The sequence below is a fragment of the Actinotalea ferrariae genome (assembly GCF_019733465.1).
Taxonomy (GTDB): domain Bacteria; phylum Actinomycetota; class Actinomycetes; order Actinomycetales; family Cellulomonadaceae; genus Actinotalea; species Actinotalea ferrariae_A.
Genome location: NZ_JACVQL010000021.1, coordinates 20,827 through 47,587, shown reverse-complemented (window position 1 = coordinate 47,587; position 26,761 = coordinate 20,827). Strand labels below are relative to the sequence as shown.

Below are 26,761 nucleotides of genomic sequence, written 5' to 3'. Positions count from 1 at the left end.
GATGGAGTGTCAACCAGCCCTGCAGCAGTCCCTATCAACGCTCGTTACGATGTTGCCATGACGGCCGAGGGATGTGACCTGCTGTGCCTGGACGTGCCGCGCGCCGAGGCGGTCCGCGGGGCATTGCCTGAGGTCGACCGTTCTCAGACGATGGCGAGCACGGCCAAGGCGCTCGCCGACCCGGTGCGGCTTCGTATGGCAGCGGCGCTAGCGCTCGGAACCGAGTTGTGCGTGTGCGATCTCGCCTGGGTTGTCGGTGCCGCGCCCAACCTGGTCTCGCACCATTTGCGCATCCTGCGTCGAGCCGGGCTGGTGACCGCCCGCAGGCACGGAAAGTTGGTCATGTGCCGGCTGACGACGCACGGCTCGACGCTGCTGGAGGTGCTGGGCGTCGCCGCAGGAGGTGACATCCCACCGCAGCCAGGGCAGCCGGAACTCCCAGCGGCCAGCGATCGCCATCACGCGGGTGGGACGGTCCCCACTGCTCTTGCTGACGGGGCGTCTGGACCGTTGGCGGTCGCCCAGCGTGGATGAGCCGACCCCCGCCCGCACTCCGGTGCAGGTAACGCCCGCGTCGGGGCAGTCGCGCCCGCTGCTGCTCCGTCCGCGGATCATCGCCGTCGTCCTGGCCCTGGTGACCGGGGCCCTGGTGGCCGTGCAGCTCGCCGGCTTGTTCTCGGCGAACCAGGGTGTCGCGGCTGAGCAAGGCCCGTCGACAACGGTCAGTAGGGCGGCGACGGAGTACCCGCCTGAGGACCGGGCCGAACCGTTGAGCTTGTCGGGAACCGGGCTGAGCGGTGAGGCGATCGACATCGCGGAATGGCGCGGCGATGTCGTGGTCATCAACGTGTGGGGCTCCTGGTGCGGGCCGTGCCGCGAGGAGGCCCCCGTCCTCGCGGCCACCTCAACGGCGTATGCCGACGAGGGTGTGCGGTTCCTCGGAGTGAACGTACGGGACAACCCGCCCGCGGCGATCGCGTTCGAGGAGACCTACGCGATCACCTACCCGAGCATCGACGACAGCGACGGCAAGGCCCTGCTGAGCTTGGCCGAGCACCTTCCCGGTGCGGGGGTTCCGGTGACCCTCGTTCTGGACCGTGACGGTCGCCCGGCGGCCCGCGTCCTGGGGGCGGTCGAGGAGTCGACCCTGACCGCCCTGCTCGACGCGGTCCTGAGCGAGCAGACGGCGGGGCAGTCGTGAGTGAGGCAGCTCAGGACGTCGTCGCGGCCGGCCCGATGTTGGCGGCGGCGGCAGTCGCGGCCCTGGCCGGGCTGATCTCGTTCGTGTCCCCGTGCGTGCTTCCCGTGGTGCCCGGGTACGTGTCGTACGTCGCTGGTGGCCCCTTGCTCGATCAGGAAGCACCGACGCGCCGCCGTCCGGTGGTGGTGGGCACCTCACTCTTCATCCTGGGGTTCGCTGCGGTGTTCGTCGCCTACGGCGCGCTCTTCGGTGGTCTCGGGGCCACGCTCCAGTCCTCGCAGGCGCTCCTCACGCGTGTCCTGGGCGTCGTGGTCGTGATCATGGGTCTTGTCTTCGCCGGCTGGCTCCCCCGGTCGCAGCTTCAGCTGCTGCCGCGGCTGCGCCCGAAGACGGGTCTGATGGGCGCCCCGTTGATGGGCGTCACGTTCGGGCTGGGCTGGACGCCATGCCTCGGTCCGACGCTCGCCACGGTGCAGACTCTGGCGTTCACCGAGGCCAGCGCGGGACGTGGGGCGGCGCTGGCCGCCGTCTACGCCGCCGGGCTAGGGCTGCCGTTCATCGCTGTGGGTCTGGGAATGCGGCGCGCGCTGACCGCGACCGGGTGGGCGCGTCGGCACACCGTGGCGATCAAACGCGCCGGTGCGGTCATGCTCATCGCGACCGGACTCCTGCTCGCCACGGGTGTGTGGGACCACATCATGCGCGCACTGCAGTCCACGATCTCTGGCTACTCCACCGTCCTGTGAACGACCCTGAACGGAAGGCACCTGACCTGATGGTGAACCGAAAGCAAGAAGCGGCCGAGCGCGCCGCCCGCCTGACCGAGATCCGCGAGCAGCAACGACGGGCCGAACGCCGCCGGACGGCGGTCATCACCGGTACGAGCCTGCTCGTCGCAGGCGTGCTCGTCACCGCGACGGCCGTCGTGATCGTCGGTGAGCAGCGACGCGCAACCGAGGTCGTCGAAGCGGCAACCGGTGACATCGAAGGCGTTCAGACCTTCACCGACCTGTCTGCCAGCCATGTCCAGCAGCCCGTGCAGTACGAGCAGACCCCGCCCGTCGGGGGCGACCACGCGGGCGTGTGGGCCAACTGCGGCACATACTTCGAACCGATCACCAATGAGCTGGGCGTGCACTCCCTAGAGCACGGTGCCGTGTGGATCACCTACAACTCGGACCTGCCGGCTGAGCAGGTGCAACAGCTGACCGATCTTGCCGAGGGCAACGCCTACGTGCTGCTCAGCCCCTTCGACGGTCTCCCAGAGCAGTCGGTGGTGGCCAGCGCCTGGGGGACCCAGCTCGCGCTGGAGGATGCGGACGACCCGCGCCTGGAACAGTTCGTGGTCAAGTACCAGCAAGGTGAGCAGACCCCGGAGCCGGGTGCGCCGTGCACCGGTGGGGTGGACGCCTGATGAGCGAGAACGGGACGGCGGCCCGCAGGATCCCGACCGTTGCGGTGGTGATCCTGGTCGCCGCCGTGGTCGGGGTCGCCGGCATGGTCGCTGGCTCGGCCTTGACCGACGGGGGCGACCCCGTCTCGCGGCCTGGAGAGGACTCCGCCGAAGCAGGGTTCGCTCGCGACATGCAGGCGCACCACGTCCAGGCGGTGGAGATGTCCACCATGGTTCGCGACGCCACCGACGATCCCGAGGTTCGATCCCTGGCGCTGGACATCATGCTGACACAGCAGCAGCAGGCTGGGCAGATGTACGGCTGGCTGGAGCAGTGGGACCTGCCGCAGGCCAGCCGGTCCGCGCGCATGCAGTGGATGAGGGCGACCGACTCCAGCATGGGCTCCATGGACCACGGTGCTGAAGCGACGGCGACGCCGGACTCCGACGCGGCGATGCCTGGGATGGCGAGCGACGAGGATCTGGGAAATTTGGCCCACGCAGGTGGTGTCGACGCGGAGATCCTGTACCTGCGGCTCATGGTGGCGCACCACGAAGGCGGCGTCGCCATGGCGCAGGCCGCCCTCGACCTGGTCGGGGACGAGGATGTGCGCCGCCTGGCCCAGGCGATCGTTAGCTCCCAGACCACCGAGCTCACCGTGCTCAGCGACATGCTCGACGCGCGGGAAGCCGCGTCTGCGGACCAGTGACCGAGCGAACCGGTGCCCTCGCCCGTGACGCCGTGACCGAGGCCGCGGCATCCCCGCCAACGGGGGACGCGCTCGAGGACGGCGCGGTGACGGCACGTCTCGAGGAGGCGGCCCGGCCGGGGGTGATGGCGATGCCGTCCCGTCCGACCGGTCAAGGGCTGCTGGCATGGTTGCGGTGGGCGTGGCGGACGTTGACGTCCATGCGGACCGCGGTGCTGCTCCTCCTCGCGCTGGCCCTGGCCGCTGTGCCGGGCTCGTTGCTTCCTCAACGCGGCGTTGCGTTCGACCCCGGTGCCGTCACCAGGTTCCTCGCAGACAACCCGGTGCTGGGTCCATGGCTGGATCGCCTGGGGTTCTTCGAGGTCTACTCCTCGTCCTGGTTCGCCGCGATCTACATGCTGCTCATGGTGTCGATGACCGGTTGCGTCCTGCCCAGAGCAGCTCGCCTGTGGCAGTCCGCGCGCGCGGAACCCCCGCGGGCGCCGACCAACCTGGCGCGCCTGGACGAGCACCGTCGCGGGAACGTGACGGCGGAGCCGGCTCAGGTGTTGGAGGTGGCGGCCTCCCACCTGCGAGCCAGGAGGTTCCGGGTCGTGGTCGACGAGACCTCGGTCCGAGCGGAGAAGGGATACCTGCGCGAGGTCGGCAACCTCGTGTTCCACCTGTCCTTGCTGGTCCTGCTCTTCGGAGTGGCGATCGGTTCGTTGTTCGGCTTCGAGGGGCGGGTGATCGTCGTGGAGGGTGCCTCCTTCACCAACACCCGCCTGCAGTACGACGAGTTCACCCCCGGACCGCTGACCGACGCCGAGAGCCTGACCCCCTTCTCCTTCACCTTGGAGGACTTCACCGCCGAGTTCGAGATGTCCGGTCCCCAACGGGGTAGCGCGAGGGACTTCCAAGCCGAGGTGACCGTGTTGCGTACGCCTGGCGGTGTCGCGGAGGAAGACACGATCGCGGTGAACCACCCCTTGCAGGTCGACGGGACCAAGGTGTTCCTCACCGGCCACGGCTATGCACCGGTCGTCAGCGTCCGCGACGGACGCGGACAGACCGTCTTCACCGGCCCGGTGGTGTTCGTGCCGTTCGACGGGAACCTGTCCTCCGAAGGGGTGATCAAGGTCCCGGACGCGCAGCCGACCCAGCTGGGCTTCGAGGGCTTCTTCCTTCCTACCGCCTCCGTCGACCCGGCCGCCGGACCCCGCTCGCTCTACCCGGATCTGGTCGACCCTCAGCTCCTGCTTACCGCGTATACCGGGGACCTAGGCCTGGCCGACGGCGCGCCGCAGTCCGTGTTCCGTCTCGACAAGACTGACCTGACCCAGGTCACGAGCGGGGACCAGCCGTTCGCGCGGGCTCTGGTGCCGGGCGAGTCGATGACCTTGCCCGACGGGCAGGGAACCCTCACCTTCGAGTCCGTCTCCCGGTTCGCCAACTTCCAGATCGCCCACGACCCGGGCAAGGAGATCGCTCTCGCGGCAGCCGTCGCTCTGCTGCTCGGCCTGACCGTGTCGCTGGCCGTACGCCGGCGCCGGATCTGGATCCGCGTGACCGCCGCACGCGAAGGCGGCGCCTCGACGATCGAGGCCGCCACCTACGCCTTGACCCGTCGCGGACCGGTCCCTGACGAACTCTCCTCGGTGCTCGCCGCCGTGCCGGGCGCCGAACCGGCCGCCACCGACGCTTCACCTCACGACCGAGAGGACTGACCGTGCCGACCCCCACCTTCCTGGCGGAGCTCAGCGACCGGCTGATCTACAGCGCCATCGCCGTCTATGCCCTGGCGATGCTCACCTACGCCTGCCAGGCGGCGAGGCGCTCCCCGGCCGTGGCCCACGACGTCCGCCAGATGGAGCACGTCGCCGCCGGTGCTCACACCGGCCGCAACGCCTCGTCGCCTCCTCGGACGGTTGTCGACCGCGCCACCACGGAGGGCGCGGCGACGCAACGCCTGGAGCGGATTGCCGCTGCGCTCACCATGCTCGCGTTCGTGCTGCACCTGGCCGGCGTCCTGACCCGGGGTCTCGCTGCAGGCCGAGCGCCGTGGGGCAACATGTACGAGTTCACCGCCGCCGCCACGCTCGCCGCTACTGCGGCCTACCTGGCGTTCCTGCGACGCCAGCCGGTGCGTGACCTCGGCGTGTGGATCCTCGCTCTGGTCACCTTGTGCCTGGGGCTCGCCGTGACCGTCCTCTACACCCCCGCGGGCGACCTGGTCCCGGCGCTGAACTCGTACTGGTTGGTCATCCACGTCGCGGCGGCGATCATCGCCGGTGGCGTCTTCACCGTCGGCGCCGCCGCAACTGGCCTGTACCTGCTGCGCCGCCGCGCCGACGCACGGGACACCAGCGGGCAGGCGACGCGCGGCTACGCCGGCCGACTGCCCGCAGGCGCCACCCTCGAACGCGTTGCCCACACCGCCCACCTGTTCGCCTTCCCCGTGTGGACCTTCGCCGTCTTGGCTGGTGCGATCTGGGCCGAGGACTCCTGGGGCCGTTACTGGGGGTGGGACCCCAAGGAGACCTGGGCCTTCATCACCTGGGTGCTCTACGCCGCCTACCTGCACGCGCAGTCCACCGCCGGGTGGCGGGGAAGGAAGGCCGCGTGGCTTGCCCTGGCCGGATACGCCGCGTTCCTCTTCAACTTCGTCGGCGTCAACCTGTTCATCACGGGCCTGCACTCCTATGCCGGCGTCTGAGGACCTGCCGACGCCGATGCGCGCCCGGAGGGTGCGTGACGACCCATCGGGAGGCGCCAGGTGAGCACGGTGCCCGACCGCCCTTCGTTGTCGGCCACGCGGCTGGGTCCGGCTCGTGCGGCAGGTGGGGATCCTGGTGTCCACGCCGGTTCCTCCCATCAAGCGGTCGAGCGCGTGAATGCGCGACGCCGCAACGGTGGCGCCTCATCACTCGGCCTCATGCCGCCGGGGCTGGTGCTGCTCGGAGCAGCTGTGAGTGGCTGGGCGACGAGTCTCGCGTTTCCTGACCGCGGATGGTGGCCGCTGGCCTACGCCGGCATGGCGTGCCTGCTGCTCGCGCTGCGCCGCGCGTCACCGGTCCGCGCCGCAGGCATCGGCCTGGTCTGGGGCCTGGCGTTCTTCCTGCCGCTGGTGCACTGGGCACTGCAGGCCACCGGATCGGTGCTGCCGTGGGTCGCGCTCAGCCTGTTCCAGGCGCTGTACGTCGCCGGCTTCGGCGCGCTGTGGGCGTACGCGCGCAGGGCCGCCTGGCTCACTGGTCGCCCGCTGGCCCAGTCGGTCACCGCAGCCGTGCTGTGGGTCGCCATCGAGCAGGTCCGCGGCTCCTGGTCCTTCGGGGGCTTCCCGTGGGGCTTCCTGGCGTTCTCCCAGACCGAGGCGCCCCTGCTGCGACTCGCGCCCTACGGTGGGGAAGTCCTGGTCTCCGCGTTCGTCGCCGCGACGGGGGCGCTGATGGCGCTGGGGCTGCAGCACCTTCGCAACCATGCGGTTACCCCCGCGACGGGGGCGCTGGTTGCCGCTGGGCTCCTGGCCGGGGCCCCGAACCTGCTTCCTGTGAGCGCCGGCCCGGAGAGCGGCTCACTGCTGATCGGCGCGGTCCAGGGCAACGTCCCGCAGCAGGGCGCCGACTGGGCCGATCAGGCCCGTGACGTCACGGCCAATCACGCCGAAGGTACCGAGCGGCTCGCGGTGAGCGCCGGAAGACGTCAGCTGGACCTGGTGGTGTGGCCGGAGAGTGCCGCCGACATCGACCCCCGCACCGACCGCGCGCAGGCTTCGACCGTGGACCGCGCCGCCGCAGCGGCTGGCGCCCCACTGCTACTCGGGACCCAGCGGTTCCCCAACGGGCAAGACGTCCGCTACAACGAGGTCATCGTCTGGACCGCCGGCTCGGGGGTCGGCGATACCTATGCCAAGCAGCACCCGGTGCCCTTCGGGGAGTACGTCCCCTTCCGCTCGTTCTTCCGGCAGCTCACACCGCTCGTCGACCGGGTCGCCACGGACATGGCAGCCGGCGGCGGCCCGGCCGTCCTCGATGTGCGGATCGACGCGCTCGGACGTGACGTGCGCCTCGCCACCGGGATCTGCTTCGAGGTCGCCTACGGTGACCTCATCCGCGAAGGGGTCCTCGACGGGGCAGAGCTGATCGTCATCCCGACCAACAACGCCTCGTTCGGGCGCACCCCGGAGTCGACCCAGCAGTTGGCGATGTCCCGCTTCCGGGCGGTGGAGCACGCCAGGTCGACCGTCCAGGTCTCCACCGTGGGCGTCAGCGCCATGATCATGGCGGACGGGACGGTCGTCGCGCGGACCGGTCTGTTCACCGATCAGGAGCTGATCGCATCGCTCCCGCTGCGTACGACACTCACCCCGGCGGCGCGACTGGGGGCCACGCCGCAGACGGCCGCCTACCTCCTGGCGGCGGCCGCCGTCGTCAGCGGTGCGCTGGCAGGCGGCCGACGACCCGGCCGCGACCGCAGCCGCCGTCGCTTCCCGCGGCGGCTCCGCGCGGCCGACGACCACGCCCCGACGCTGCGGCTGCGGGCCCTGCCGGTGCCGGTCCGGGTGTGGGACACCCGCGTGCAGCCCTTGTGGTCGGAGTGGCGCCTGATCGTCGGGCTCCTCGTGCTGATGGCTGTCGCGGCCTACACCGGGATCCGGCTCGGCCAGGACATCGTCGAGGAGACCACCACCACGGAGTCGACAACGTCCGATGCCGCGGTCCCTTGAGGCTCGACCATCACGGTTGTGCAGGTGGCGTCCCCGAGGGCCGCGAGCCGTTCAAGCGCGCGAGGTAGGCGTTGTACTCCTCGAGCTCGGCGTCGGCGCCGCCGTCACGATCGATCCGTCGGTCTCGGGCGGTGGACCGCTCGGTGTCGTTGCGCTGCCACCTGCTGGCGATCAGCAGGAGCATCAGCAGTCCCGGCGCCTCCCCGTACGACCAGGCGAGCCCACCGGCCAGCTGCTGGTCCCGCAGGGGATCGATCTCCCACCCAGCCGGTGGGGCAGCGAACAGCGGGACCATCGGCACGGTAGCCATCATCACGATCACCCCGAAGAACGCGTGCAGGGGCATCTCCAGCACCAGGTCCAGTGCCCGCCCGTGATGCGTCTGCCGGATCGGCAACGGGTCGGTGGACAGCACCGGGACGGTGAACAGCAGCCCGGCCACCAGGAACCCCACCTCCAGGGTCAGGTGCCCGGGCCAGGTTCGCAGCAACGGGTCGGCGAGCTCGGCCAGGTACAGCCCGTAGAACGCGAGCAGGAACAACGGCACCATCACCGCCGGGTGCAGCACCACCCGACTGACCCGGCTGCGCAGTGCCCGCCGCGCCGTGACCAGCACCACCCGGCCCACACCCCGGTGCGGGGTCGCGCGCAGCAGCAACGTGCCAGGGCGCCCCAGCACCAGCAGCGGCGGGACGAGCATCATCAACGTCAGCTGCTGGAACATGAACGCCGAGAACAGCCGCAACCCGTATCCCTCGATGCCCGCACCTGTCACGACCGCCAGCACCACACAGCCCACCGTGAACGAGACGGTCGCACCGATCGACCAGCGCCGCCCTCGCAGCCACAGCCGGCACGCGCCCGCCAGGTACAGCACCAGCAGCACCACCGCCAACACCGGAAGGACCGGCACGGGCTGCAGCGTCGGGGCCAGCATCGTCTCCAGCGACGGCGGTGCGGTCGGCAGCCACACCGGCCCCGTGACGCCCGGGTCGTCCTGCACCGCTCCTCCTCCGACTCTGCGCGCCCCCTCCTGACAGCCACATAGGTCTGCAGGCCATCGATCGGGTCGCGAGCCCGGGGCAACCACACCGCGCTAGGGTGACGTTATCTGAAGATCCGCGCAGATGAGGAGATGCCCAAGGGTCGGGTCCTGCCGTTGGACGGCTGCGTCGGTGGCGATCCGCTGTCCCAACGCGTGGCACCGGTCCGCGCCGGCGTCCCGGACGACGCCGAGGCAGCGACGCTCGCCAAGGTGTTCCGACTCCTCGGTGGCAGCCGCTGATGGGCGCTGGTCACGGGCACGGTCCCGTCGCTGAGTACGCCGGTGGGCGCTACCGCCGCCGCCTGACCGGCGCCTTCCTGTTGACCGCCACCTTCTTCGTCGTCGAGCTGGCGGCAGGGTTGACCTCCGGCTCGCTCGCGCTGATCTCCGACGCCGGGCACATGGCCGCCGACGTCGTGGCCCTGGGGGCGTCCTTGCTCCCCACCCGGATCGCCACCCGCCCCGACCCCACCGGGCGACGAACCTACGGCTCGTACCGCGCGGAAGTCTTCGCTTCGGGCCTCACGGTACTGATCATGCTCGGTGTCGGGGTGTACGTGGTGGTCGAGGCGGTCAGTCGGATCGGCGAGGACCCATCCCTGCCCTCGGGCGTGATGCTCGTGGTCGGCCTCGCCGGCCTGGTGATCAACCTCGTCTCCATGCTGCTGCTGCGCAGCGGGTCCAAGGACAGCCTCAACGTCCGGGGCGCCTACTCCGAGGTGGTGGCCGACGCTGCCGGCTCCGTCGGCGTCATGGTCGCCGGTGTTCTGATCATCGCCACCGGGCGGGCGGTCTGGGACGTCGCCGTCGCCCTGGCGATCGCCGTCTTCGTCATCGTGCGCGCCGTCACGCTGGGGCGGCAGGTCGTCGCGGTACTGGGCCAGCACGCACCCGTAGGTATCGACCCGGAGGCCGTCCGCCGAGAGCTGGGCGCCGTGCCCGGCGTGAGCGCCATCCACGACCTTCACCTGTGGGTGCCGACCTCCCGGATGAACGTCGCCACCGCTCACCTCGTCGCGAGCAGCGGATCGGATCACGCCGCGGTCCTGGCCGCCGCGCGGGATGTCCTGCGTGATGGCTTCGGCATCGCCCACGCCACGCTGCAGGTGGAGACGCCCCAGCAGCAGCACGAGTGCTCGGACCTCACCTGGTAGCCGCTCAATCGCCCGGCCCCTCCGCCGAGCCCGTGTGGGATCCCGGTCGCTCGCTGCGCCCAGGGGCGCTGGCATCGCCCCGCTGGGCCAAACGTACGAGCATCGCGTTGTAGGCAGCCAGGTCGACGTCGCCGCCGCGGTCCGCGGCGCGGTCCAGGCGCTTCGCGGTGCGCTCGTCGTCCTTGCTCCACGCGAGGGCGATCCCGATGGCCAGGGCGAGCATCGGCAGCTCGCTGATGCCCCACGCGATCGCACCACCGGCCCGCTGGTCGTCCAGCGCAGACGGGCCCCACGGCCGACCCAGCATCCCGAACCATTCAGGGACAAGGAGGCTCTCCTGCATGACCAGGGCGACGCCGAAGAACGCGTGGAACACCATGGTCGCGAAGAGAAGCAGGAGTCGGATCGCAAACGCGGGCCGTCGCGGGCCTGGGTCGATGCCGACCAGAGCGTTGACGAACAGGTAACCGGCAACGGTGAAGTGCGCCACCATCAGCACGGTTCCGATCGGCCACCGAAGGGCGTACTCGAACGCCGGCGTGTAGTAGAAGATCACCATCGACCCGGCGAAGTTGACCGCAGCCACGACGGGGTGCGCCCAGAACCGCGCCCAGCGCGAGTGGACGAGTCGCAGCAGCCACTCCCGTGGTCCCCAGGAGGCGTCGTGCCGCACCGGAAGAGCGCGTGCGGCGAGCGTCACAGGCGCCGACAAGACTAGGAAGATGGGAATGACCATGATCAGGAACATGTGTTGAATCATGTGCGCGCTGAACAGCACGTGCCCGTACACGGCCGGGCCACCGGAGGTCGCCCATCCCAGCAGCACGAACCCCGTGACGGCACACGCCGTCCGGGTCAACGGCCACCGGTCCCCGCGAGCACGTAGGCGGCGCACCCACCGCGCGTAGACGACCAGGGCGCTGGCGCAGCCGGTCGCGATGATCAGGTCCCACCGGAACGACGTCAGCCAAAGCTCGACGGTGGGGGGCGGCGGCATCGGATGGCCCGTGATGAGCTCGGCCGGGGTGAGGTTACCGCTGGCAGTCACGGCGCCGGGTGGTTCGGTGCTTCCGAGCCCGACAGCGACACCGGAGACGGCGCCCATGACGGCGAGCTCGACGGCCACGAGCCGCCAGAACAGCGCGGGCGCTCGGCCCGACGCGGTCGGCGCAATACGCGGGATCGCAGCCCGTCGATGCACCAGACCGAGGAGCGCCAGACCTCCGGTCAGCAGCACCTTGACGACGACCAGCGTTCCATAGGGCGTCGTGAGGTCCTCGAGCCCGCCGGTGCGAAGGGTTGTGTTGACCAGACCTGAGACGGTGACAGCGGCGAGCGACCACGCCGCGACGGGCGACCAGCGTGCGACGGTGGTGCGTAGGGCGCCGCCGAGATGATGGGACACGAGCGTGATCGCCGCGAGCCCCCCGATCCACAGCGCAGCACCGACCAGGTGCAAGAACATCGCGCCCACTGCGAGCTCATGGTTCCCGTCACCCGACGCGTGCCCCGTCTGGGACCACAGCGCGAACGCCGTCAACGCAGGCACGGCGGCGACGACGGCGCTCCGTGGCCCAGTGATCAGCAGCGCGAGGACCGTGGTGATCGCCGCCAACACCGTGACGCCCAGCAGGGTGCGCCCACCGGAGACCGACCCCAGGTACAGCGCGAGCTGGCTGCCGAACCCTTCGCCCTGCGGCGAAGTCCCGGTGATCCTGGCGTACGTCAGCACCAGATCCACGACGCTCAGCACCGTCCACACGGCGGCGGCCGCCCCGGCCACCACCCCCGCGGCAGGCCACGCCTTCGGCCCGACGGCTTCCCGGGCAGATCCGCTGGGAAGGATCGCCACCACCAGGAGCAACGCCCCTACGGTCACCGCCGCCGCCAGCTCCGACAGCACGGTGACGATCGGCGAGGACCAGCGGACCAGTGCACCGGGATCGGCCAGCGCCGTCCCCTGCCATGCACCAGACCACCCGCCGCTGACAAGCACCACGACCACCGCCACCACGGCACCCGCCATCACGCCGAGGCGACGGCGCCCAGCGCGTGCCTCTCCCGGGCCGGCGTCGGGCGCTACCCCGGCTCGAGTCGGGAGCATCCTGCTCACGGCTCAGTGCGCCGCTCACCGCCGCTGCGCCGCCGCAGGAAGACGGCGCCCCCGACCGCCACGATCGCGGCGGCGATGGCAAGCCCCACAGCCGTCGGCGCACCGATGCTGCTACCGCCCCTGTCCTCGGGCTCACCCCGATCCGGTCCCGGCACCCCGGCGCTGGAGCCGGGCTGCTCCGGCGCCGCCGCAGCTGCCGGCGAAGGCGACGTCGCCGGCTCGCTCGGTGACGGCTCCGGCGCCCTCGGGCTTTCAGGCGCCGCCTCAACGGTGAAGCCGAACGTCCCTTCGACAGGGTGTCCGTCACCGGACACGGAGCGCCACGCGACCTGGAAGTCCCCGGCCAGGAGGCCATCGCGAAGCGGCTGGGTCACGGTGACGCCGGACACCGTCGTCGCGCCGTCGCCCCACTCCTGCCCGTCAGGGCCGGTCACCGCGACGACGGCGCCCACGGCGAGCTGGTCGGCGGCGAACGTCAGCACTACGGCCTCAGGTTCCTCGACCGTCGTCCCGTCACCGGGCTCGGTGCTCACCAGGGCGTCGTGGGCGACGGCCTGGCGCGGGGTCCAGCCCAGCAGCAGCAGCAGCGTGGCAACCACTACTGCGCCAGCGCGGGCGAGGCGCATTGCCGCCCGGGCGTGGGGCGGTGGTTGCGGCTCGGCTGTCGCGGCCATGGGATCGGACCCTCCTTTGTCGTCTGCTGGTGCCCGTCCGGCGCTTGAAGTCCAGAGCGGGCTTCCGACCATCCTGCCCGACGCCCGGCGTTGCACCGACCCCGAGTCGGCACCGTCCGCGGCTAGGCCGATGTCAACGCCTCAAGGCAGGTCCGAAATCACCGGGCGCGAAGCGGCACACGGGGGCGCCGTCGCATCGTGATCCGCGCCGCGCCGCGCCGCGCCGTTCGACCTGACGCCACGACGGTCGGTGAGCGGTGAAAGCACTCGCATGAAGGTGGCTCGACTTCGCGCGGGGTGAGCGCGCTCGTCGGTTCGGTGCTCATGGCGGGTGCGCCTCTCGAGTCGGCTCATGCCGATGAGTGCGACGACCGCCGCAGCGAGAACGAGTCGCGCCAGGAAGGCGCGCTATGATCACGTTATCTGAAGATCCACGCAGATGAGGAGATGAGATGAGCCAGGTTCTGCCGCTGGACGGCTGTGTCGGCGCTGATCCTGAGTCGCAGCGGATCGCCCTGGTCCGCGACAGGGTCCCCGACGACGGCGAGGCGGGCGCGCTGGCGGCCCTGTTCCGGCTCCTTGGCGACGTACGGCGGACCAAGATCCTCTACGCGCTGCTTGAGGCTGGCGAGCTGTGCGTGTGCGACATCTCCGCTGCGGTGCAGGTCCCCGAGGCATCGGTGTCCCAGACGATGCGGCTCCTTCGGGCCTCCGCAGTGGTGGACAACCGGCGCGAGGGCCGCCGGGTCTACTACAGGCTGGCGGACGCCCACGTGCGGATGCTCCTGGACGTGTGTCGAGCGCACACCGGTCATGAGGTGAGCCGCTGATGGGCGCCGGGCACAGTCACGGCCCCGTCGGGGAGCACGCTGGCGGACGCTACCGCCGCCGCCTTGCCGGCGCGTTCGCCCTCACCGCCGCGTTCTTCGTTGTCGAGCTGGCAGCGGGCCTGATCTCCGGCTCCCTCGCCCTGGTATCCGACGCCGGGCACATGGCGGCCGACGTAGTGGCGCTGGGCGCCAGCCTGCTCGCCACCCGGATCGCCACCCGCCCCGACCGCTCAGGACGACGGACCTACGGTTCCTACCGCGCGGAGGTCTTCGCGTCCGGCCTGACCGTGCTCATCATGCTCGGGGTCGGGGTGTACGTGGTCGTCGAGGCCATCGGCCGGATCGGCGAGGACGCGTCGCTGCCCTCAGGTGTCATGCTCGTGGTCGGCTTCGTCGGGTTGGTGATCAACGTCATCTCCATGCTGCTGCTCCGCAGCGGTTCCAAGGACAGCCTGAACGTCCGCGGCGCCTACTTCGAGGTGGTCGCGGACGCCGCTGGATCGGTCGGAGTGATGGTTGCGGGGGGGCTGATCATCCTTACCGGGCGGTCGATCTGGGACCTCGTTGTCGCCCTGGCCATCGCCCTCTTCGTCATCGTGCGGGCCATCGCGCTGGGCCGGCAGGTGATCGGGGTGCTCGGTCAGCACGCCCCGGCGGGAATCGACCCGGAGGCGGTCAGCGGGGAGCTGGGCACCGTGCCGGGTGTCAGCGCCATCCACGACCTGCACCTGTGGGTGCTGACCTCCGGGATGAACGTCGCCACCGCCCACCTCGTCGCGAACACTGGAGCGGACCACACCACGGTCCTTACCGGCGCCCGGGAGGTGTTGCGCGACCGGTTCGGCATCGCCCACGCCACGCTGCAGGTCGAGACGGCCCAGCAGCAGCACGAGTGCTCCGACCTCACCTGGTAGTCCCTCGCTCGCTCGACGGCTCCACCGAGTGGCCCTCGACTTCGAGGCGCCCCGTGCGTCGACGGAGCTTGGGCGCGCCGGTGAGCCTTGACCTGCGTGCGAGCGTCGCGTTGTACGCGACCAGCTCGGCGTCGCTGGCGCGGTCCTTGACTTCCGCCGGGACGAAGCGCCACACATCGGGCACCTCGCTGCGCCGATCGGCGCCGCGCCGCAACGCCTCACGGCGCCACTGCCGGTCAGCGGTGAAAGTACTCACATGAAGGTCACTCGACTTCGCGCCGGACTGAGCGCGCTCGCCGTCGGTTCGGTGCTCATGGCCGGTGTCCCGTCGGCCCCGGCGCAGGCGGGCGAGCACGACGACCGTCGCGCCGAGAACGAGTCGCGTCAGGAAGCCGTGGACGAGGCGATGTCCACGCTCGAGGAGGAGCTCGCTCACACCGACACGGCGCTGGTTCAGGCATACGCCGAGCTTCAGGCCCTGGATGCCGCGATCCCGGCCGCTGAAGCCGAGCTGGTCACGGCCGAGGAGCAGCTCATGCGGCTTCAGCGTGAGGCCGAGATCATCGCACAGCGCCTGGTCGCCGCAGAGGCGGAAGAGCGGAGCATCACTGCGCAGGTCCAGGCCGACACGGAGCGCGCCGACGACATCCGCGCGGCCGTCGGTCAGATGGCACGCGACGCGTACAAGGGAGACATGGCCGAGTCGGCGTTGTCCGCCGCGCTCGACGCGGAGAGCACCGACGACTTCGTCCGGCAGTCTGCTCTGGCAGAGACCGCCTTGCGTACCCAGACACAGGCCCTGCGTGACCTGGAACAGCTCAATGGCGTTAATCGAAACCGCGAGGTCCGGCTCGGAGCGGTGCGAGAGGAGGTCGCAGCACTGAAGGCCGAGGCGGACGCCAACGTGGTCGCCGCTGAGGTGGCCCGGGCGGACGCAGAGGCGAAGAAGGCTGCGCTGGAGCTGATGCGCGACGAGCAGGCGCAGAAGGCGGCGTCGATCGAGAGCCAGAAGGCGACGCAGTTGGCCCGACAGGTGGAGCTCGAAGCCCAACAGGCTGCGCTCGAGGCGGAGCTGGCGGCGATCATCCAGGCTCAGGAGGAGGCGCGACGCCAGCAGGAGGCGGCCGCCGCGGCGGCTCGCCAGAACGGAGGAGGAGCTGCTCCGGCTCCGGCTCCGCCGCCGTCGGCAACCGGGAGCCGGCCGTTCGCGAATCCCACGTCGTTCACACCGTGGGTGCGGACCTCCAAGTACGGAATGCGGTTCCATCCCGTGCTCAAGTACTGGCGCCTGCATGCCGGCCTGGACCTGCGGGCCTACTGCGGCACCCCGCTGTACGCCGCAGCGTCCGGCACGGTCGAGTGGGCGAAGTCACGCAGCGGCTTCGGCAACCAGGTGATGATCAACCACGGCTACTGGAACGGATCGTCGCTCATGACGAGCTACAACCACATGACCAGCTTCGCCGTCAGCGGCGGGCAGTCCGTCCAGCAGGGCCAGCTGATCGGATACGCAGGCAACACCGGGTTGTCCGGTGCCTGCCACCTGCACTTCGAGACCTATCTCAACGGCGCGACGACGGATCCCGAGCCGATGCTGAACTAGTGCACGGCCAGGGTTCGTGCGCTACTGCGTCACGAACGTGGTGAAGAAGACGTCGATGACCTCGCCGTCATAGCCCTCCTTGAGCGCGGCTGCAAGCTCTGCCTTCAGCGCTGTCCGGCCCTCAGCGCTGCTGACATCCTCGATCGTGCGCCCAGAGAACAGCGTGATCGTCCGGTCCAGGGCGATGGACGGGTCAATCTCGTCCTCGACCTCCGCCGTGAGCTGTAGACCTAGGCTGATCATGAGGTACCGACCGCCGGCGAGGTTGAGGCTGATCGGCTCGAGCTCCTGCACGACGCCGGGCTCCGGCGCCGGAGGCTCCTGCGCCGCGCCCTGCTCGGCGCTGGCTCCAGGACCGATGAGGAACCAGTAGCCGGCCCCCGAACCTAGGAGTGCGACGATCACCAGGAGGACGACCAGCTTCCTGCTTCGTCGGGCTGGCGCGCCGTCGGCGCTCGACGGCTCGGCAGGCGCCGTGGCCGCGCCGGTCCGAGCGCCGATCTTCGGCTTGCTGGCGAAAACGCGCTGCTCAGTCACATCGTGGCCGCATCTCTCGTTGGACGGCTCCACAGTCACCGCGAGCCATCGACCAGATCGGCTGGGAACCGCTCGACGTGAGGATGAGCGACCAGGCAGTGCTATTGCCCACACGTTCCCCGATGACCGGAGCGTGCCACCTCGAGAGGGCGGGACCGTCTACCCTGGCCCCGCCAATCGGGAGCACCTCGGCTAACTCAGCTCGATCACGAGAGAGACCACGTAGCCCGCGATGATCACGCCGAATGCGACCAGCGGCAGCACCAAGCCGAGCCGGGAGGGCCTCTTTCCTGGTTCAGTCATCGGATCCCTCTGACGCGTGACCGTCGGACAACGTGGAGCCGGACCGCGCAGGCGACGCCGACACTTGAGCGGTGGGTGCCGCGGCACTACCTGCGCGCATGTCGATGTCCCGCGTCCCGTCCGGTTGCCGTCTCTCGCCATAGACGCTGGCTCGACGACCCGCGTCGGGCTCGTGACCGGGGCCGGCCTGGTGGTACCGATCGAGCGCCGCCTGGGCTGCCCGCTCGTTGCGGTCCGCATGAATGATCTTGCGCATCGCGAGCCAGAAGATCAGGCCGACTCCCACGCTCGGGGTCAGGGCGCCGAGAATCTCGAGGGCCTGTTGCATTGTCGACGTCACCCTCCCGATCAAGCTCCGCTTCCTCGGCCCTGCGGGCCCAACAGAGCCCCGTCGATCCGGATGACGATACCCGGCCGGCGGGAACGACGGGGCACAGAAACGCTCGCCCCGCCTTCGAGCGCTTCGCGAGGGGTCGTCGGCTGGTCGAAAGGCCGGGCCGCGCACTGCGCGAGGCTAGTAGGTGTCCGGATCGTCGACGACCGACCGTCTGTGAACGCTCCAGCGACGAAGCATGCCGTGCCGGCCGGGCCGCGGAGCGCCAGCAGCCGGCGCCTTGCCAAGATGAGAGAACCAGAGGGCTGGTCGCCGGTCGCGACCCGAGAACGAGCTGTTCGATGGCGCGGTCGCAGGGCTCCCCTAGGGAACAGTCACTTCGGGGGAGGGACAGCACCCGGATGAAGCCGTAGGCAAGGCGCTTGCGGGACAGCTCAGGTAGCCAGGTCCCAGAGCAAGAACGCGTTGAGGGCGACGATCAGTGTCGCGACCGCTGAGGCGGTGACGGTCGTCGCCGTGCGGTTGACGAGGTCGCCCATCAGGGACCGCCGGGCGGTGAAGATGACCAGCGGGATCAGCGCGAACGGGATGCCGAAGCTCAGGACCACCTGGGACCACACCAGGGCGATGGTCGGGTCCGCGCCGGCGCCGAGGACGAGGAGTGCGGGCGCGAGCGTCAGGGTGCGGCGCAGCCACAGCGGGATCTGACGTTGCAGGAAGCCGGCCATGACTACCTGGCCGGCGAACGTGCCGACTGAGGACGCCGCGAACCCGGACGCCAGCAGTGCGAGGGCAAATGCCAGGGCCGCACCGGAGCCGGCTGCAGTGGCCAGGCTTGCGTGCGCGCCCTCGAGTGTGCCCGCGACGGAGTCGCCGGCGAACATCTGGGCGGCGACGATGAGCATCGTTGCGTTGATCAGCCCGGCGCCACCCATTGCGAGCAGCACGTCCAGGCGCTGCGCCCGCAGAACCCGCCGCAGCGCTTTGGTGGAGACGGGCGCACCGGTTGCGGATGGCGAGCCGATCGTCGACCGGTACCTGCCGGGCGTGAGCGCGGAGTGCACGTAGATCACGTGCGGCATGACGGTCGCGCCGAGGATGCCGGTGGCCAGCAGGACGCTTTCAGTGTCGGCGAACCCGGGCACCAGCCCGCGCGCCAGGGCACCCGGTTCGAGCCCTGAGACCAGCAGGGTGTAGGCGAAGCCGAGCGCGATGACGGCGAGCAGCCCGGTGATGACCGCCTCGAACGGCCGGTAGCCGCGCGTCTGCGCGGTCAGCAGCCCGAATGCGACGACCGCAGTGATCAGGCCACCGATCGGCAGGGGCACGCCGAACAGCAGGTGGAGGGCGACGGCGCCGCCGACGACCTCGGCCAGGTCGGTGGCGATCGCGACCGCCTCTGCTTGGACCCATAGCCCCCAGGTGACCGGCCGTGGCAGGTGCGCCCGGCACAGCGAGGCCAGGTCCTTGCCGGTCGCCAGGCCGAGCTTGGCGGTCAGGGACTGGATCAGCATCGCCATCAAGTTCGCTGCGACGATGACCCACAGCAGGCGGTACCCGTACCTGCCGCCGCCGGCGAAGTTGGTGGCGAAGTTGCCGGGATCGACGTAGGCGACCGCGGCCACGAACGCCGGACCGAGCAGCACCCAGGTGCTACGCCAGCGTCGCGGCGGCTGATCCGCCGCAACCGCCCGCGCGGCCATCGAGGGAACCTGGCGCACGACGCCCCCTTCGCCCGTACCCGTCAGCCGAATCTAGCGGCGCCTCCTGCGCCGCGGCGACGCTGCAGCCCATACGTGCAGGCTTTCGTGGCCGGCGCGCCGCGAGGACAGAGTGGCCGGCGCGCCGCGAGGACAGAGTGGCCGGCGCGCCGCGAGGACAGAGGCGATCAACGCGATTCGCGACACCGGTGGCGTCGGTGAGCATGTGCCCGGCGTCGGCCAGCAGCGCCGGGCACCCGGACATCTTTAGCGCACCATCGGGTTCGTCGCGCGCAGCCGGCCCACGCCGGGCACGAACCGGCCCACCCGCGCCGCGTAGCCCGCGTACTTCTCCCCGTGGGTGGCCAGCAGGTACGGCTCCTCGACGACGCGGACTTGCAGCTGGACGGCCACCACCAGGCAGACGAGCCCCGTGACGGTCAGCACGGTCGGGACCATGAAGACGAGGCCCGCGAGGGCCACACACATCGCGGTGAAGATCGGGTTCCGGGCGATCGCGAACGCTCCACTGGTGACCAGGGTGGTGCGCTCGGCCGGGTCCACCCCGATGCGCCAGGACGTGCCCATCCCGCTCTGCGCGAGCACGACCCCGACAAACCCGGAGATTGCCGCGGCCATGCCGACCCACCGCGCAGCGGCCGGGACGGCCGCCGTCGGCAGGGTGCCGGTGGTGGCCAGGACGAGACCGATCGTGGCCAGCAGCAGGGCGGCGGCGAACAGGACACCGCCCCACCAGGGCGCCGAGCCGGGCCGGCCGGACAGGCCGCGGAACCCCGAGCTGCCGGTGGTTCGGTGGTGCGCCCAGGTCCGCACACCGAAGGTGACGACCAGGCCGAGCGCGTACAGAACGAGCGCCACGACGGCGCTGACCTCACCGGTCATCGTCATCCCTCTCATTGTTGGCGGTGATCGCGACGACGTTGTAGGCGACAGTGAACTGCGCTAGGTGGAGCCCGCTGCGGTCAGTCCCTCGACCTCCGGCGCGTTCAGCCCGGCGGCGGTCATCCCGCGGCCCCCCCATCGTGGGCGACGGTCGCGGCACCTTCGACGCCGTACACCGGGCACAGCGCGACGGCGTCACCGGTCAGACCGAGCAGACGCTCAGCCGCCGCCAGAAGGTTCATGAGCGCGTCGGGTTGGGTCAGGGAGAACACCGACGCCCGACCCTCGGCCCGCGAGGTCACTAACCCGCAGTCGCGTAGGCACGCCAGGTGCTTGGAGACGGTGGACTGGGCCAGCTGCAGGTGTGCGGTCAAATCCACCACCCGGTGCTCGCCCAGGGCGAGGTGACGCAGGATCTCCAGGCGTGAGGCGTCGGAAAAGCCGTGGAACAGGCACGCCGCCGTCGTTAGCCCCCTGCGCGAGACAGGCGCATCGTCGGGTGTCTGTGTTATCGCCATAATGCGATGCTGCCATCGGCGGCACAGCCCGGCAAGGAAGGGTCGCCTTGCCGTCCCATGATGAGGCCGGGCGCCCGGTTCGCCAGGTGCCGTTGGTCGCCCGGGAGGACCCGCAGCTCCACTCGTGCGCCAGCCAGGTCACTCCGCCAGGGGCTGCCCGGTCCGCAATGAGGTGACGACGTCCAGGACGGCGCGGCTGGTCGCGGCCGCACCGGTCGCGTCGGTGATCATCCCGCCGTGGTCGGTGCCCTCGACGACGCGGTGCACGCTGTTGCTGGACAACCTGGCGAGATCCTCGTGTGCGGCGGCGTCGGCCGGGTCCTGACCGACCGCGGCCGTCAGGACGACCAGCGGCTTGTCGGCGAGGTCGCGCAGGGCGGCCGCCTCCTGTGCCGAGGCGCCGCCTTGGCCGTACTCCTCAATCGTGCTGCGCACGCTGTCCGGGGTGGGCTGGTCGAGCAGGCGGGTGACGCCCAGTCGAGCGGAGACGGACACCAGCGTGGCGAGCCTGTCCCCGAGGTCGGAGGAGCCCTCCTCGCTCGCGTGCGTGGCGCTCGACTGGGGTCCGGAGGCCGGGGGTGTGGTGTCGACCAGCACCATCCCGGCCACGTCGTCGGGGTAGCGGGCGGCGAAGGCCAGCGCGTACAGGCCGCCGAAGGAGTGTCCGGCGAGCACATACGGTCCGGGGACGCCACCTTCCTCGAGGAGGGTGTGCAGGTCTGCCGAGATCTGGTGGGCGTCCTGGCGGGTCCTCGCGGCTTCGCTCCACCCACGTCCCGCGCGGTCGTAGACGCAGACCCGGGTCTGCTCAGAGACGGCGGGCGCGACCAGCTCCAGCTGGGCAGAAACCATGCCGGCACCAGGTTCGAGGACGACGGTCGGGCCCCCGGAACCGGTGCAGCTCAGGTGCAGGCGGTGGTTGCCGACGTCGATCAGCCGGCCAGGCATCGGACGTGACGCGTCCACCGCGGCCTGCACGGTCTGGTACGCGCCACCGACCGAGGCCAGTGCCAGCACGGTGAGCACCGGGTACAGCAGCCACCGTCCGCTGCGGCTGCGAACGTCCCGACGGGTGCGAACGAACATCGACACGACCAGGGCCAGCATGACCGGAGGCCACACCCAGGCCAACGGCTCGAGCACCGGCCAGCCGACGATCAGCAGCAGAAGACCGCTGACCCCCATGAACAGGGCAGGGACCATCGCCCAGCGCAGGGCTTGGTCGGTGAACCGCGCCGAGAGAACAGCTAGCAGCGCCCAGCCCAGCGCCAACCCGCACAAGAGGGCGCCCGTGATCGCGGCCTCGGTGGGCGGGACGAACGGCGCCACGACAAGCATGGCGGCGGCGACCACACCCGCGGCCAGAGACACAGCCACCACCCGCCCCATGGGTGCGCTCGGTCGGGAAGCGGTGCCGTGCGGCCGCGGACGGGCCTCGTTCGCCACCTGTCGACCGTACTGACCGCAGCTGGTCCGCAGGAAGACGCGATCGACCCGCAACCGCGGGGTGTCGCTACATCAGGAGGCCACCGTGTGTCCCGGGACGACGGTCTTCATCGAAACTTCATGGCCTGCGTCGTGATCGATTCGTGACATGCCTCGGTGGAGCCCCCTATTATCGGCGAGCGCCGGACGCTCGTTCGGCGCCGCTCAAGGCGGACGCCGAGTCCTGCCACCGTCGAGGGCGCGCTCCCCGATTCACATGGCAGGAGTGGGGGACCCACGTGTACGGGCACCTTTGCGGTGCCCTTGGGGTGAAGTCGGTGCACTACGGCCGACCGGGCTGCTCCAGCCCGAACCCGACAGCTCACTTCACAGGCGATCGGAGAGGCTGTCCATGCCTGCACGATCTGAGGCCGCACGCCACCGCGCCGCGGGGTCGGCGACCACCCCGCTGTCGATCGCCGCGTCGACGGCCGTCGCCCACGTAGCACTGAGCGGTCGTCGCGGGGCGGTCATGGCCGCGTCGTCCGGTCTGGTCGTCTCGATGCTGGCGAGTCCGGCGTCGGCAGCGCACAGCCACAACGAGGGCCAGCTGCCGACCGTCGACACCCGGGCTCTCACTGCCTCCGCTCGTACCGTGCTGGATACGTCCCCGGTCGTCTCGGTTCCCAGCGACGCCGCATGGACCTTCGACGTCCCGGCAATCACGGTCGTCGCCGACCCGCCCCCGCCTCCACCGCCTGCGCCGGTAGAGGCTGCGCCTTCTCGGAGCCAGGTCCGGGAAGCCGCGGCCGAGTCGGCTCCTGCCGAGATCGGAGCACCGGCGCCCGCAAGCGCGAACGGCAACGCGATCGTCGAGATCGCTTCGCGCTACGTCGGGGTGCCTTACCTCTGGGGAGGCACGACGCCGGACGGCTTCGACTGCTCAGGCTTCACCTCGTACGTGTACGCGCAGGTGGGCATCGCGCTGCCGCGTACGTCAGGCGCTCAGCGAGACGCGGGCACGGTGGTGCCCTTCGAGCAGGCGCAGCCCGGAGACCTCATCTGGACCCCGGGGCACATCTCGATTTATGCGGGGGGCAACACGCAGATCGACGCCCCGGTTCCCGGCAAGACCATCCAGATTCGTGAGATCTGGCAGTCGAACCCCACGTTCATCCGCGTCGGCTGACGGAACACACCCGAGCGCCGCGTCGATGGGCCGGCGAGTCACGCCGCCAAGACGGGCCATGCTAGGTCAGCTTGAGGGTTGTCAGGCACGTCGGGCTGCCCTCGGTCGTGCTGAAGGGCACGCTGCCCTCCAAGGTCGCCATGGCGTACCTCGATCGTGCCGACCTACGGCCTTTCGGCCATGAAGGTTCGATGAAGATGGGCACACGTGGGTCAGGCGGCCGGCGTGCCGATCAGGGGACTCGGCTGGACGCGCGGTGCGCTGTGCGCCGAGGCGGTCGAGCCCTGCGGGGTCAGGTCGAGGCGGCGCAGGAGCTGGGCATTGGCGGCCACGACGATCGTGGACAGCGACATGAGGATCGCGCCGACCTCCATCGGCAGGACGAACCCGATCGGTGCCAGGACGCCGGCCGCGAGGGGGACGGCGGCGATGTTGTAGCCGGCCGCCCACCAGAGGTTCTGCTTCATCTTGCGGTAGCCCTCGCGGGAGAGCCGGATGACGGACAGCACGGATCGTGGGTCGTCGGAGGCGAGGATGACTCCGGCCGAGGCGATCGCCACGTCGGTGCCGGCGCCGATGGCGATGCCGACGTCGGCCTGGGCGAGAGCGGGGGCGTCGTTGACGCCGTCGCCGACCATCGCCACGGTCCGACCCGCTCCCTGCAGGGAAGCCACCGTGCTGCTCTTGTCCTCGGGGCGCACCCCCGCGAAGACCTGGTCGATGCCGAGCTCTGCACCGACGGCCTTGGCCACGGGCTCCGCGTCGCCGGTGATCATCACGACGTGGATCGCGAGTGCGTGGAGGGCGTCGACTGCCTCCCGGGACTTCTGGCGGACCTCGTCGGCGAGCCCGAAGGCGCCGGCGACCTGCCCGTCGACCAGTACGTGCAGGACGATCTGGCCGCGATCGGACCAGGGCTGGGCGTCGGGCAGGGGAGTCAGCCCGTGCTCGGCCAGGAGGTTCGGTCCGCCGACGGCGACGCGGCGCCCGTCGATGGTGGCGGAGACCCCGACCGCTGTCGAGGCCTGGAAATCCTGCGCGCGCGGCACGCTCAGCCCGCGGCGTTCCGCGGCGGCGGTGATGGCGCGCGCCAGGGGGTGCTCGCTGTCCGCCTCGGCGGCGGCGGCGAGGGTCAGGAGCTCGTCCTCGGGGAGCCCGGTGGTGGCGACGTCGTGCAGGGCTGGTTCGCCCTTGGTGAGCGTGCCGGTCTTGTCGAACAGGACCGTGTCGACGACGCGCATCCTTTCCAGCGCGGCCCGGTCCTTGACCAGGACGCCCGCGCGGGCGGCCCGTTCGGTCGAGATCGAGACCACGAGCGGGATCGCGAGCCCGAGGGCGTGGGGGCAGGCGATGACCAGGACGGTGATGGCGCGGACGATGGCGAAGTCGGGCGTGCCGATGACGCTCCAGGCGGTCACGGTGATGACGGCCGCGACGACGGCGAACCAGAAGAGCCAGCCGGCGGCGCGGTCGGCGAGAAGCTGCGCGCGTGTGGTGGACGACTGCGCCTCGGCGACCAGGCGCTGGATGCCGGCCAGCACGGTGGAGTCGCCGATGGCGTCAACCCTCACGCGTAGTGCGCTGTCGGTCGACACGGTTCCGGCGACGACGCGGTCGCCGACCGTGCGCGGGACCGGTCGTGACTCACCGGTGATCATCGACTCGTCGACGTCGGCGGCGCCGTCGACGACCTCGCCGTCGGCCGGGACCCGGCCCCCCGGGCGCACGATCACCACGTCACCCAGACCGAGCGCGGACGGCGGGACGACGACGACCGTGTCGCCGTCGACCTTCTCGGCCTCGTCCGGAAGCAACGCGGCGAGCGAGTCCAACGCGGAGGACGTCTGCGCCAGGGAGCGCATCTCGAGCCAGTGGCCGAGCAGCATGATGGCGACCAGGAGCGCCAGCTCCCACCAGAAGTCGAGCTCATGCGACAGCAGACCCAGCGTGGCGCCCCAGGAGGCGACGAATGCGACGGTGATCGCCATCCCGATCAGAAGCATCATCCCCGGCTTGCGGCCGCGGACCTCGGCGACCGCTCCGGTGAGGAACGGGCGCCCGCCCCAGAGATAGATGACCGTGCCGAGGATCGGGGCGACCCATGCGAGGCCGGGGAGGTCAGGCAGCGAGTAGCCGAGCAGGTCGGCGAACATCCCGCTGAGCAAGACGGTCGGTACCGCCAGGAACAGCGTGATCCAGAACATGCGACGGAACATGGCGACATGGTCGCCGTGGCCCCCGTGGCCCCCGTGGCCGTCGTGCCCCCCGTGCGCACCGTGGTCACCTTCCGGGGTGGTGCCGTGGGCGGCGTGGTGCCCACCGGGACGGTGCCCCTCGTGGGCCATCTGGTCGGCGTCGTGCCCACCGTGTCGGTCATGCGCGGGTGCGGCCTCGTCGTGGCCGGTCCCGTGACCGAGCGAGCGATCCGTCGTCGGCCGCACGTCCTCACCGGCGTCGTGACCGTGGTGCGCGTTGCTCATGATCGTCTCTCCTCGGCCGTCGGGGGAGGTGCGCCCTTGGCGAGCCCCCGTGGTCCTGCGTACCCCTAGGGGGTATCACCACGGTCAAGCGTATACCCCGGCGGGGTATTCCGGTACGGCTCGAGGGGCGATGGTCGCGGGTAGTGGACCGGGTGGCCCTGGTGCGCGTTGCTCATGGCTCTTCTCCTCCGACCGGTCACCCGGTGATACCCCAGGGGGTATCTGACTGCCGGACCGTCCATCCATGGCGCATATTCCTCGCGTGCAACGCCTCGACGCCGGGCGGGTTGGGTTAGGACGTCGGGCACGAGCGCAGCGCGGTGCCCTCGAAGTCCGGGACCGCACGCTCGTCGGCATCAGCCGCCGACGTGGCGATGCCGTTGCGCTCGATGTCCTGGATGAGCCAGTCCATCTCGGCGATCTCACGCTGCTGGGCCTTGATGATCTCGACGGCGAGCTCGCACACCCGGACGTCGTCGATCTGCGCCTGCTCGGAGCGTGTGATCGCCAGGGAGTGGTGGGGGATCATCGCGCGCATGAATGCGGTGTCGCCGACCGTGGCCTGACTGCGGTCGAGCACGACGCCCCCGGCGAGGAGCAGCAGGCTGACGGCGACGACGGCGATGTTCGCCCTGGCGTTCTTGTACATGTTCAGCATCCAGGCGAGCATGATCAGCCCCATGGTGCCGCCCATGGTGACCGCCATGAAGACGCGGCTCTGGCTGAACCGGACGTGGTCGAGCTCCCAGGAGCCGACGAACATCACGAAGTACATGACCACCATGGCCGTGAGGATCATGGCGGCGAACCGCAGGTACATGCCCTTCATCTGATGGCCCTGCTGACCGCCATGGTGCTCGCCGCCGTAGCCGGTGTCGTCACCGCCGTCGTGCTCCCTCTTCGGCTCGTGGTCGTGCTCGCGCTGCATGGACATCGCTGCGTCTCCTCGTCTTGCTCCGTGCCTGCTGGGGTGCCGGACGGCTCACGCGGTGCTGCGGGCGGGCTGCCCACCGGGACCGCGTGGGCGCGC

At 70.6% G+C, this 26,761-nt stretch carries 24 protein-coding genes and 1 riboswitch; of the genes, 13 read left to right on the top strand and 11 right to left on the bottom strand.

The genetic code is table 11. The annotated features are described in order from the left end of the window. Nucleotides 1-57: 57 nt before the first annotated feature. The 8 genes from ICW40_RS02255 (at nucleotide 58) to lnt (ending at nucleotide 8,009) form a co-directional block, all read left to right on the top strand. Nucleotides 58-534 carry an ArsR/SmtB family transcription factor gene (locus tag ICW40_RS02255; protein WP_221652194.1) on the top strand — a complete coding sequence of 159 codons (477 nt, stop codon included), beginning with the start codon at nucleotides 58-60 and terminating at the stop codon, nucleotides 532-534. After that, complete coding sequence (locus ICW40_RS02250) at nucleotides 527-1,201, top strand: TlpA family protein disulfide reductase (protein ID WP_308121577.1); 675 nt, start codon at nucleotides 527-529, stop codon at nucleotides 1,199-1,201. The genes ICW40_RS02255 and ICW40_RS02250 overlap by 8 nt, the downstream gene beginning before the upstream one ends. Next, nucleotides 1,198-1,947, top strand: coding sequence for a cytochrome c biogenesis CcdA family protein (locus ICW40_RS02245; protein WP_308121576.1), 750 nt, complete (start codon nucleotides 1,198-1,200; stop codon nucleotides 1,945-1,947). The genes ICW40_RS02250 and ICW40_RS02245 overlap by 4 nt, the downstream gene beginning before the upstream one ends. Next, nucleotides 1,944-2,615, top strand: a complete 672-nt coding sequence (locus ICW40_RS02240) for a DUF3105 domain-containing protein (RefSeq protein ID WP_308121575.1) — start codon at nucleotides 1,944-1,946, stop codon at nucleotides 2,613-2,615. The genes ICW40_RS02245 and ICW40_RS02240 overlap by 4 nt, the downstream gene beginning before the upstream one ends. Continuing rightward, nucleotides 2,615-3,304, top strand: a complete 690-nt coding sequence (locus ICW40_RS02235) for a DUF305 domain-containing protein (protein WP_221652193.1) — start codon at nucleotides 2,615-2,617, stop codon at nucleotides 3,302-3,304. Before ICW40_RS02240 ends, ICW40_RS02235 begins: the two co-directional genes overlap by 1 nt. 32 nt (nucleotides 3,305-3,336) lie before the next feature. After that, nucleotides 3,337-5,010 carry a cytochrome c biogenesis protein ResB gene (gene resB, locus ICW40_RS02230; RefSeq protein WP_308121574.1) on the top strand — a complete coding sequence of 558 codons (1,674 nt, stop codon included), beginning with the start codon at nucleotides 3,337-3,339 and terminating at the stop codon, nucleotides 5,008-5,010. A gap of 2 nt (nucleotides 5,011-5,012) precedes the next feature. Beyond that, nucleotides 5,013-5,999 (top strand): c-type cytochrome biogenesis protein CcsB, encoded by a 987-nt coding sequence (gene ccsB, locus ICW40_RS02225; protein ID WP_221652192.1) that lies wholly within the window; start codon nucleotides 5,013-5,015, stop codon nucleotides 5,997-5,999. Between the two features lie 174 nt (nucleotides 6,000-6,173). Continuing rightward, the gene (gene lnt, locus ICW40_RS02220; RefSeq protein ID WP_221652191.1) at nucleotides 6,174-8,009 is read left to right on the top strand and encodes an apolipoprotein N-acyltransferase; all 1,836 of its coding nucleotides are present in this window, start codon (nucleotides 6,174-6,176) and stop codon (nucleotides 8,007-8,009) included. A gap of 10 nt (nucleotides 8,010-8,019) precedes the next feature. Here lnt and ICW40_RS02215 read toward each other — a convergent pair whose 3' ends face one another. Continuing rightward, nucleotides 8,020-9,012, bottom strand: coding sequence for a cytochrome c oxidase assembly protein (locus ICW40_RS02215; RefSeq protein WP_221652190.1), 993 nt, complete (start codon nucleotides 9,010-9,012; stop codon nucleotides 8,020-8,022). A gap of 281 nt (nucleotides 9,013-9,293) precedes the next feature. Here ICW40_RS02215 and ICW40_RS02210 point away from each other — a divergent pair, with 281 nt between their 5' ends. Next, complete coding sequence (locus ICW40_RS02210) at nucleotides 9,294-10,208, top strand: cation diffusion facilitator family transporter (RefSeq protein ID WP_221652189.1); 915 nt, start codon at nucleotides 9,294-9,296, stop codon at nucleotides 10,206-10,208. Between the two features lie 4 nt (nucleotides 10,209-10,212). On the opposite strand, the gene ICW40_RS02205 is transcribed toward ICW40_RS02210, so the two are convergent. Together ICW40_RS02205 and ICW40_RS02200 are read right to left on the bottom strand one after the other, a co-directional pair. Further along, the gene (locus ICW40_RS02205) at nucleotides 10,213-12,234 is read right to left on the bottom strand and encodes a cytochrome c oxidase assembly protein (protein WP_221652188.1); all 2,022 of its coding nucleotides are present in this window, start codon (nucleotides 12,232-12,234) and stop codon (nucleotides 10,213-10,215) included. Nucleotides 12,235-12,317: 83 nt separating this feature from the next. After that, nucleotides 12,318-12,995 (bottom strand): copper resistance CopC family protein, encoded by a 678-nt coding sequence (locus ICW40_RS02200; RefSeq protein ID WP_221652187.1) that lies wholly within the window; start codon nucleotides 12,993-12,995, stop codon nucleotides 12,318-12,320. Nucleotides 12,996-13,447: 452 nt separating this feature from the next. Here ICW40_RS02200 and ICW40_RS02195 point away from each other — a divergent pair, with 452 nt between their 5' ends. The 3 genes from ICW40_RS02195 (at nucleotide 13,448) to ICW40_RS02185 (ending at nucleotide 16,342) form a co-directional block, all read left to right on the top strand. Next, a complete protein-coding gene (locus ICW40_RS02195; RefSeq protein ID WP_221652186.1) occupies nucleotides 13,448-13,825 on the top strand; it encodes an ArsR/SmtB family transcription factor in 378 nt (125 codons plus the stop codon). Next, entirely contained in the window at nucleotides 13,825-14,739 is a 915-nt protein-coding gene (locus ICW40_RS02190; RefSeq protein ID WP_221652185.1) for a cation diffusion facilitator family transporter, read from the top strand. Before ICW40_RS02195 ends, ICW40_RS02190 begins: the two co-directional genes overlap by 1 nt. Nucleotides 14,740-14,995: 256 nt before the next feature. After that, nucleotides 14,996-16,342, top strand: coding sequence for a M23 family metallopeptidase (locus ICW40_RS02185; protein WP_221652184.1), 1,347 nt, complete (start codon nucleotides 14,996-14,998; stop codon nucleotides 16,340-16,342). Nucleotides 16,343-16,363: 21 nt separating this feature from the next. Here ICW40_RS02185 and ICW40_RS02180 read toward each other — a convergent pair whose 3' ends face one another. The 6 genes from ICW40_RS02180 to ICW40_RS21350 form a co-directional block, all read right to left on the bottom strand. Next, the gene (locus ICW40_RS02180) at nucleotides 16,364-16,879 is read right to left on the bottom strand and encodes a flagellar basal body-associated FliL family protein (RefSeq protein WP_221652183.1); all 516 of its coding nucleotides are present in this window, start codon (nucleotides 16,877-16,879) and stop codon (nucleotides 16,364-16,366) included. A 295-nt stretch (nucleotides 16,880-17,174) separates the two neighbouring features. Next, nucleotides 17,175-17,510: a hypothetical protein gene (locus ICW40_RS02175; RefSeq protein WP_221652207.1), complete on the bottom strand. Its 336-nt coding sequence runs from the start codon at nucleotides 17,508-17,510 to the stop codon at nucleotides 17,175-17,177. 440 nt (nucleotides 17,511-17,950) lie between these two features. Beyond that, nucleotides 17,951-19,237 carry an Nramp family divalent metal transporter gene (locus ICW40_RS02170; RefSeq protein ID WP_308121573.1) on the bottom strand — a complete coding sequence of 429 codons (1,287 nt, stop codon included), beginning with the start codon at nucleotides 19,235-19,237 and terminating at the stop codon, nucleotides 17,951-17,953. Nucleotides 19,238-19,483: 246 nt separating this feature from the next. After that, nucleotides 19,484-20,125 carry a methyltransferase family protein gene (locus ICW40_RS02165; RefSeq protein ID WP_308121572.1) on the bottom strand — a complete coding sequence of 214 codons (642 nt, stop codon included), beginning with the start codon at nucleotides 20,123-20,125 and terminating at the stop codon, nucleotides 19,484-19,486. Nucleotides 20,126-20,238: 113 nt separating this feature from the next. Then, the gene (locus ICW40_RS02160; RefSeq protein ID WP_221652182.1) at nucleotides 20,239-20,637 is read right to left on the bottom strand and encodes an ArsR/SmtB family transcription factor; all 399 of its coding nucleotides are present in this window, start codon (nucleotides 20,635-20,637) and stop codon (nucleotides 20,239-20,241) included. Between the two features lie 138 nt (nucleotides 20,638-20,775). After that, nucleotides 20,776-22,083 (bottom strand): alpha/beta fold hydrolase, encoded by a 1,308-nt coding sequence (locus ICW40_RS21350; RefSeq protein WP_221652181.1) that lies wholly within the window; start codon nucleotides 22,081-22,083, stop codon nucleotides 20,776-20,778. Between the two features lie 235 nt (nucleotides 22,084-22,318). Beyond that, nucleotides 22,319-22,472: riboswitch (cyclic di-AMP (ydaO/yuaA leader) on the top strand. A 122-nt stretch (nucleotides 22,473-22,594) separates the two neighbouring features. On the opposite strand from ICW40_RS21350, the gene ICW40_RS02150 reads away from it, so the two are divergent. Continuing rightward, on the top strand, nucleotides 22,595-23,251 hold the full coding sequence (locus tag ICW40_RS02150) for a C40 family peptidase (RefSeq protein ID WP_308121571.1): 657 nt from the start codon (nucleotides 22,595-22,597) through the stop codon (nucleotides 23,249-23,251). A gap of 212 nt (nucleotides 23,252-23,463) precedes the next feature. Here the strand turns inward: ICW40_RS02150 and ICW40_RS02145 are convergent, their stop codons facing one another. Next, nucleotides 23,464-25,731: a heavy metal translocating P-type ATPase gene (locus tag ICW40_RS02145; RefSeq protein ID WP_374199122.1), complete on the bottom strand. Its 2,268-nt coding sequence runs from the start codon at nucleotides 25,729-25,731 to the stop codon at nucleotides 23,464-23,466. Nucleotides 25,732-26,023: 292 nt separating this feature from the next. After that, nucleotides 26,024-26,665 carry a DUF305 domain-containing protein gene (locus ICW40_RS02140; protein ID WP_260458658.1) on the bottom strand — a complete coding sequence of 214 codons (642 nt, stop codon included), beginning with the start codon at nucleotides 26,663-26,665 and terminating at the stop codon, nucleotides 26,024-26,026. Between the last annotated feature and the right edge of the window lie 96 nt (nucleotides 26,666-26,761).

Coding starts and splice junctions, on each gene's coding strand:
- ICW40_RS02255 (WP_221652194.1), top strand. CDS start 58: ATGACGGCCGAGGGATGTGACCTGCTGTGCCTGGACGTGCCGCGCGCC.
- ICW40_RS02235 (WP_221652193.1), top strand. CDS start 2,615: ATGAGCGAGAACGGGACGGCGGCCCGCAGGATCCCGACCGTTGCGGTG.
- ICW40_RS02210 (WP_221652189.1), top strand. CDS start 9,294: ATGGGCGCTGGTCACGGGCACGGTCCCGTCGCTGAGTACGCCGGTGGG.
- ICW40_RS02205 (WP_221652188.1), bottom strand. CDS start 12,234: ATGGCGGGTGCCGTGGTGGCGGTGGTCGTGGTGCTTGTCAGCGGCGGG.
- ICW40_RS02200 (WP_221652187.1), bottom strand. CDS start 12,995: ATGGCCGCGACAGCCGAGCCGCAACCACCGCCCCACGCCCGGGCGGCA.
- ICW40_RS02195 (WP_221652186.1), top strand. CDS start 13,448: ATGAGCCAGGTTCTGCCGCTGGACGGCTGTGTCGGCGCTGATCCTGAG.
- ICW40_RS02190 (WP_221652185.1), top strand. CDS start 13,825: ATGGGCGCCGGGCACAGTCACGGCCCCGTCGGGGAGCACGCTGGCGGA.
- ICW40_RS02185 (WP_221652184.1), top strand. CDS start 14,996: ATGAAGGTCACTCGACTTCGCGCCGGACTGAGCGCGCTCGCCGTCGGT.
- ICW40_RS02175 (WP_221652207.1), bottom strand. CDS start 17,510: ATGCAACAGGCCCTCGAGATTCTCGGCGCCCTGACCCCGAGCGTGGGA.
- ICW40_RS02165 (WP_308121572.1), bottom strand. CDS start 20,125: ATGACGATGACCGGTGAGGTCAGCGCCGTCGTGGCGCTCGTTCTGTAC.
- ICW40_RS02160 (WP_221652182.1), bottom strand. CDS start 20,637: ATGGCGATAACACAGACACCCGACGATGCGCCTGTCTCGCGCAGGGGG.
- ICW40_RS02150 (WP_308121571.1), top strand. CDS start 22,595: ATGGCCGCGTCGTCCGGTCTGGTCGTCTCGATGCTGGCGAGTCCGGCG.
- ICW40_RS02145 (WP_374199122.1), bottom strand. CDS start 25,731: ATGAGCAACGCGCACCACGGTCACGACGCCGGTGAGGACGTGCGGCCG.
- ICW40_RS02140 (WP_260458658.1), bottom strand. CDS start 26,665: ATGTCCATGCAGCGCGAGCACGACCACGAGCCGAAGAGGGAGCACGAC.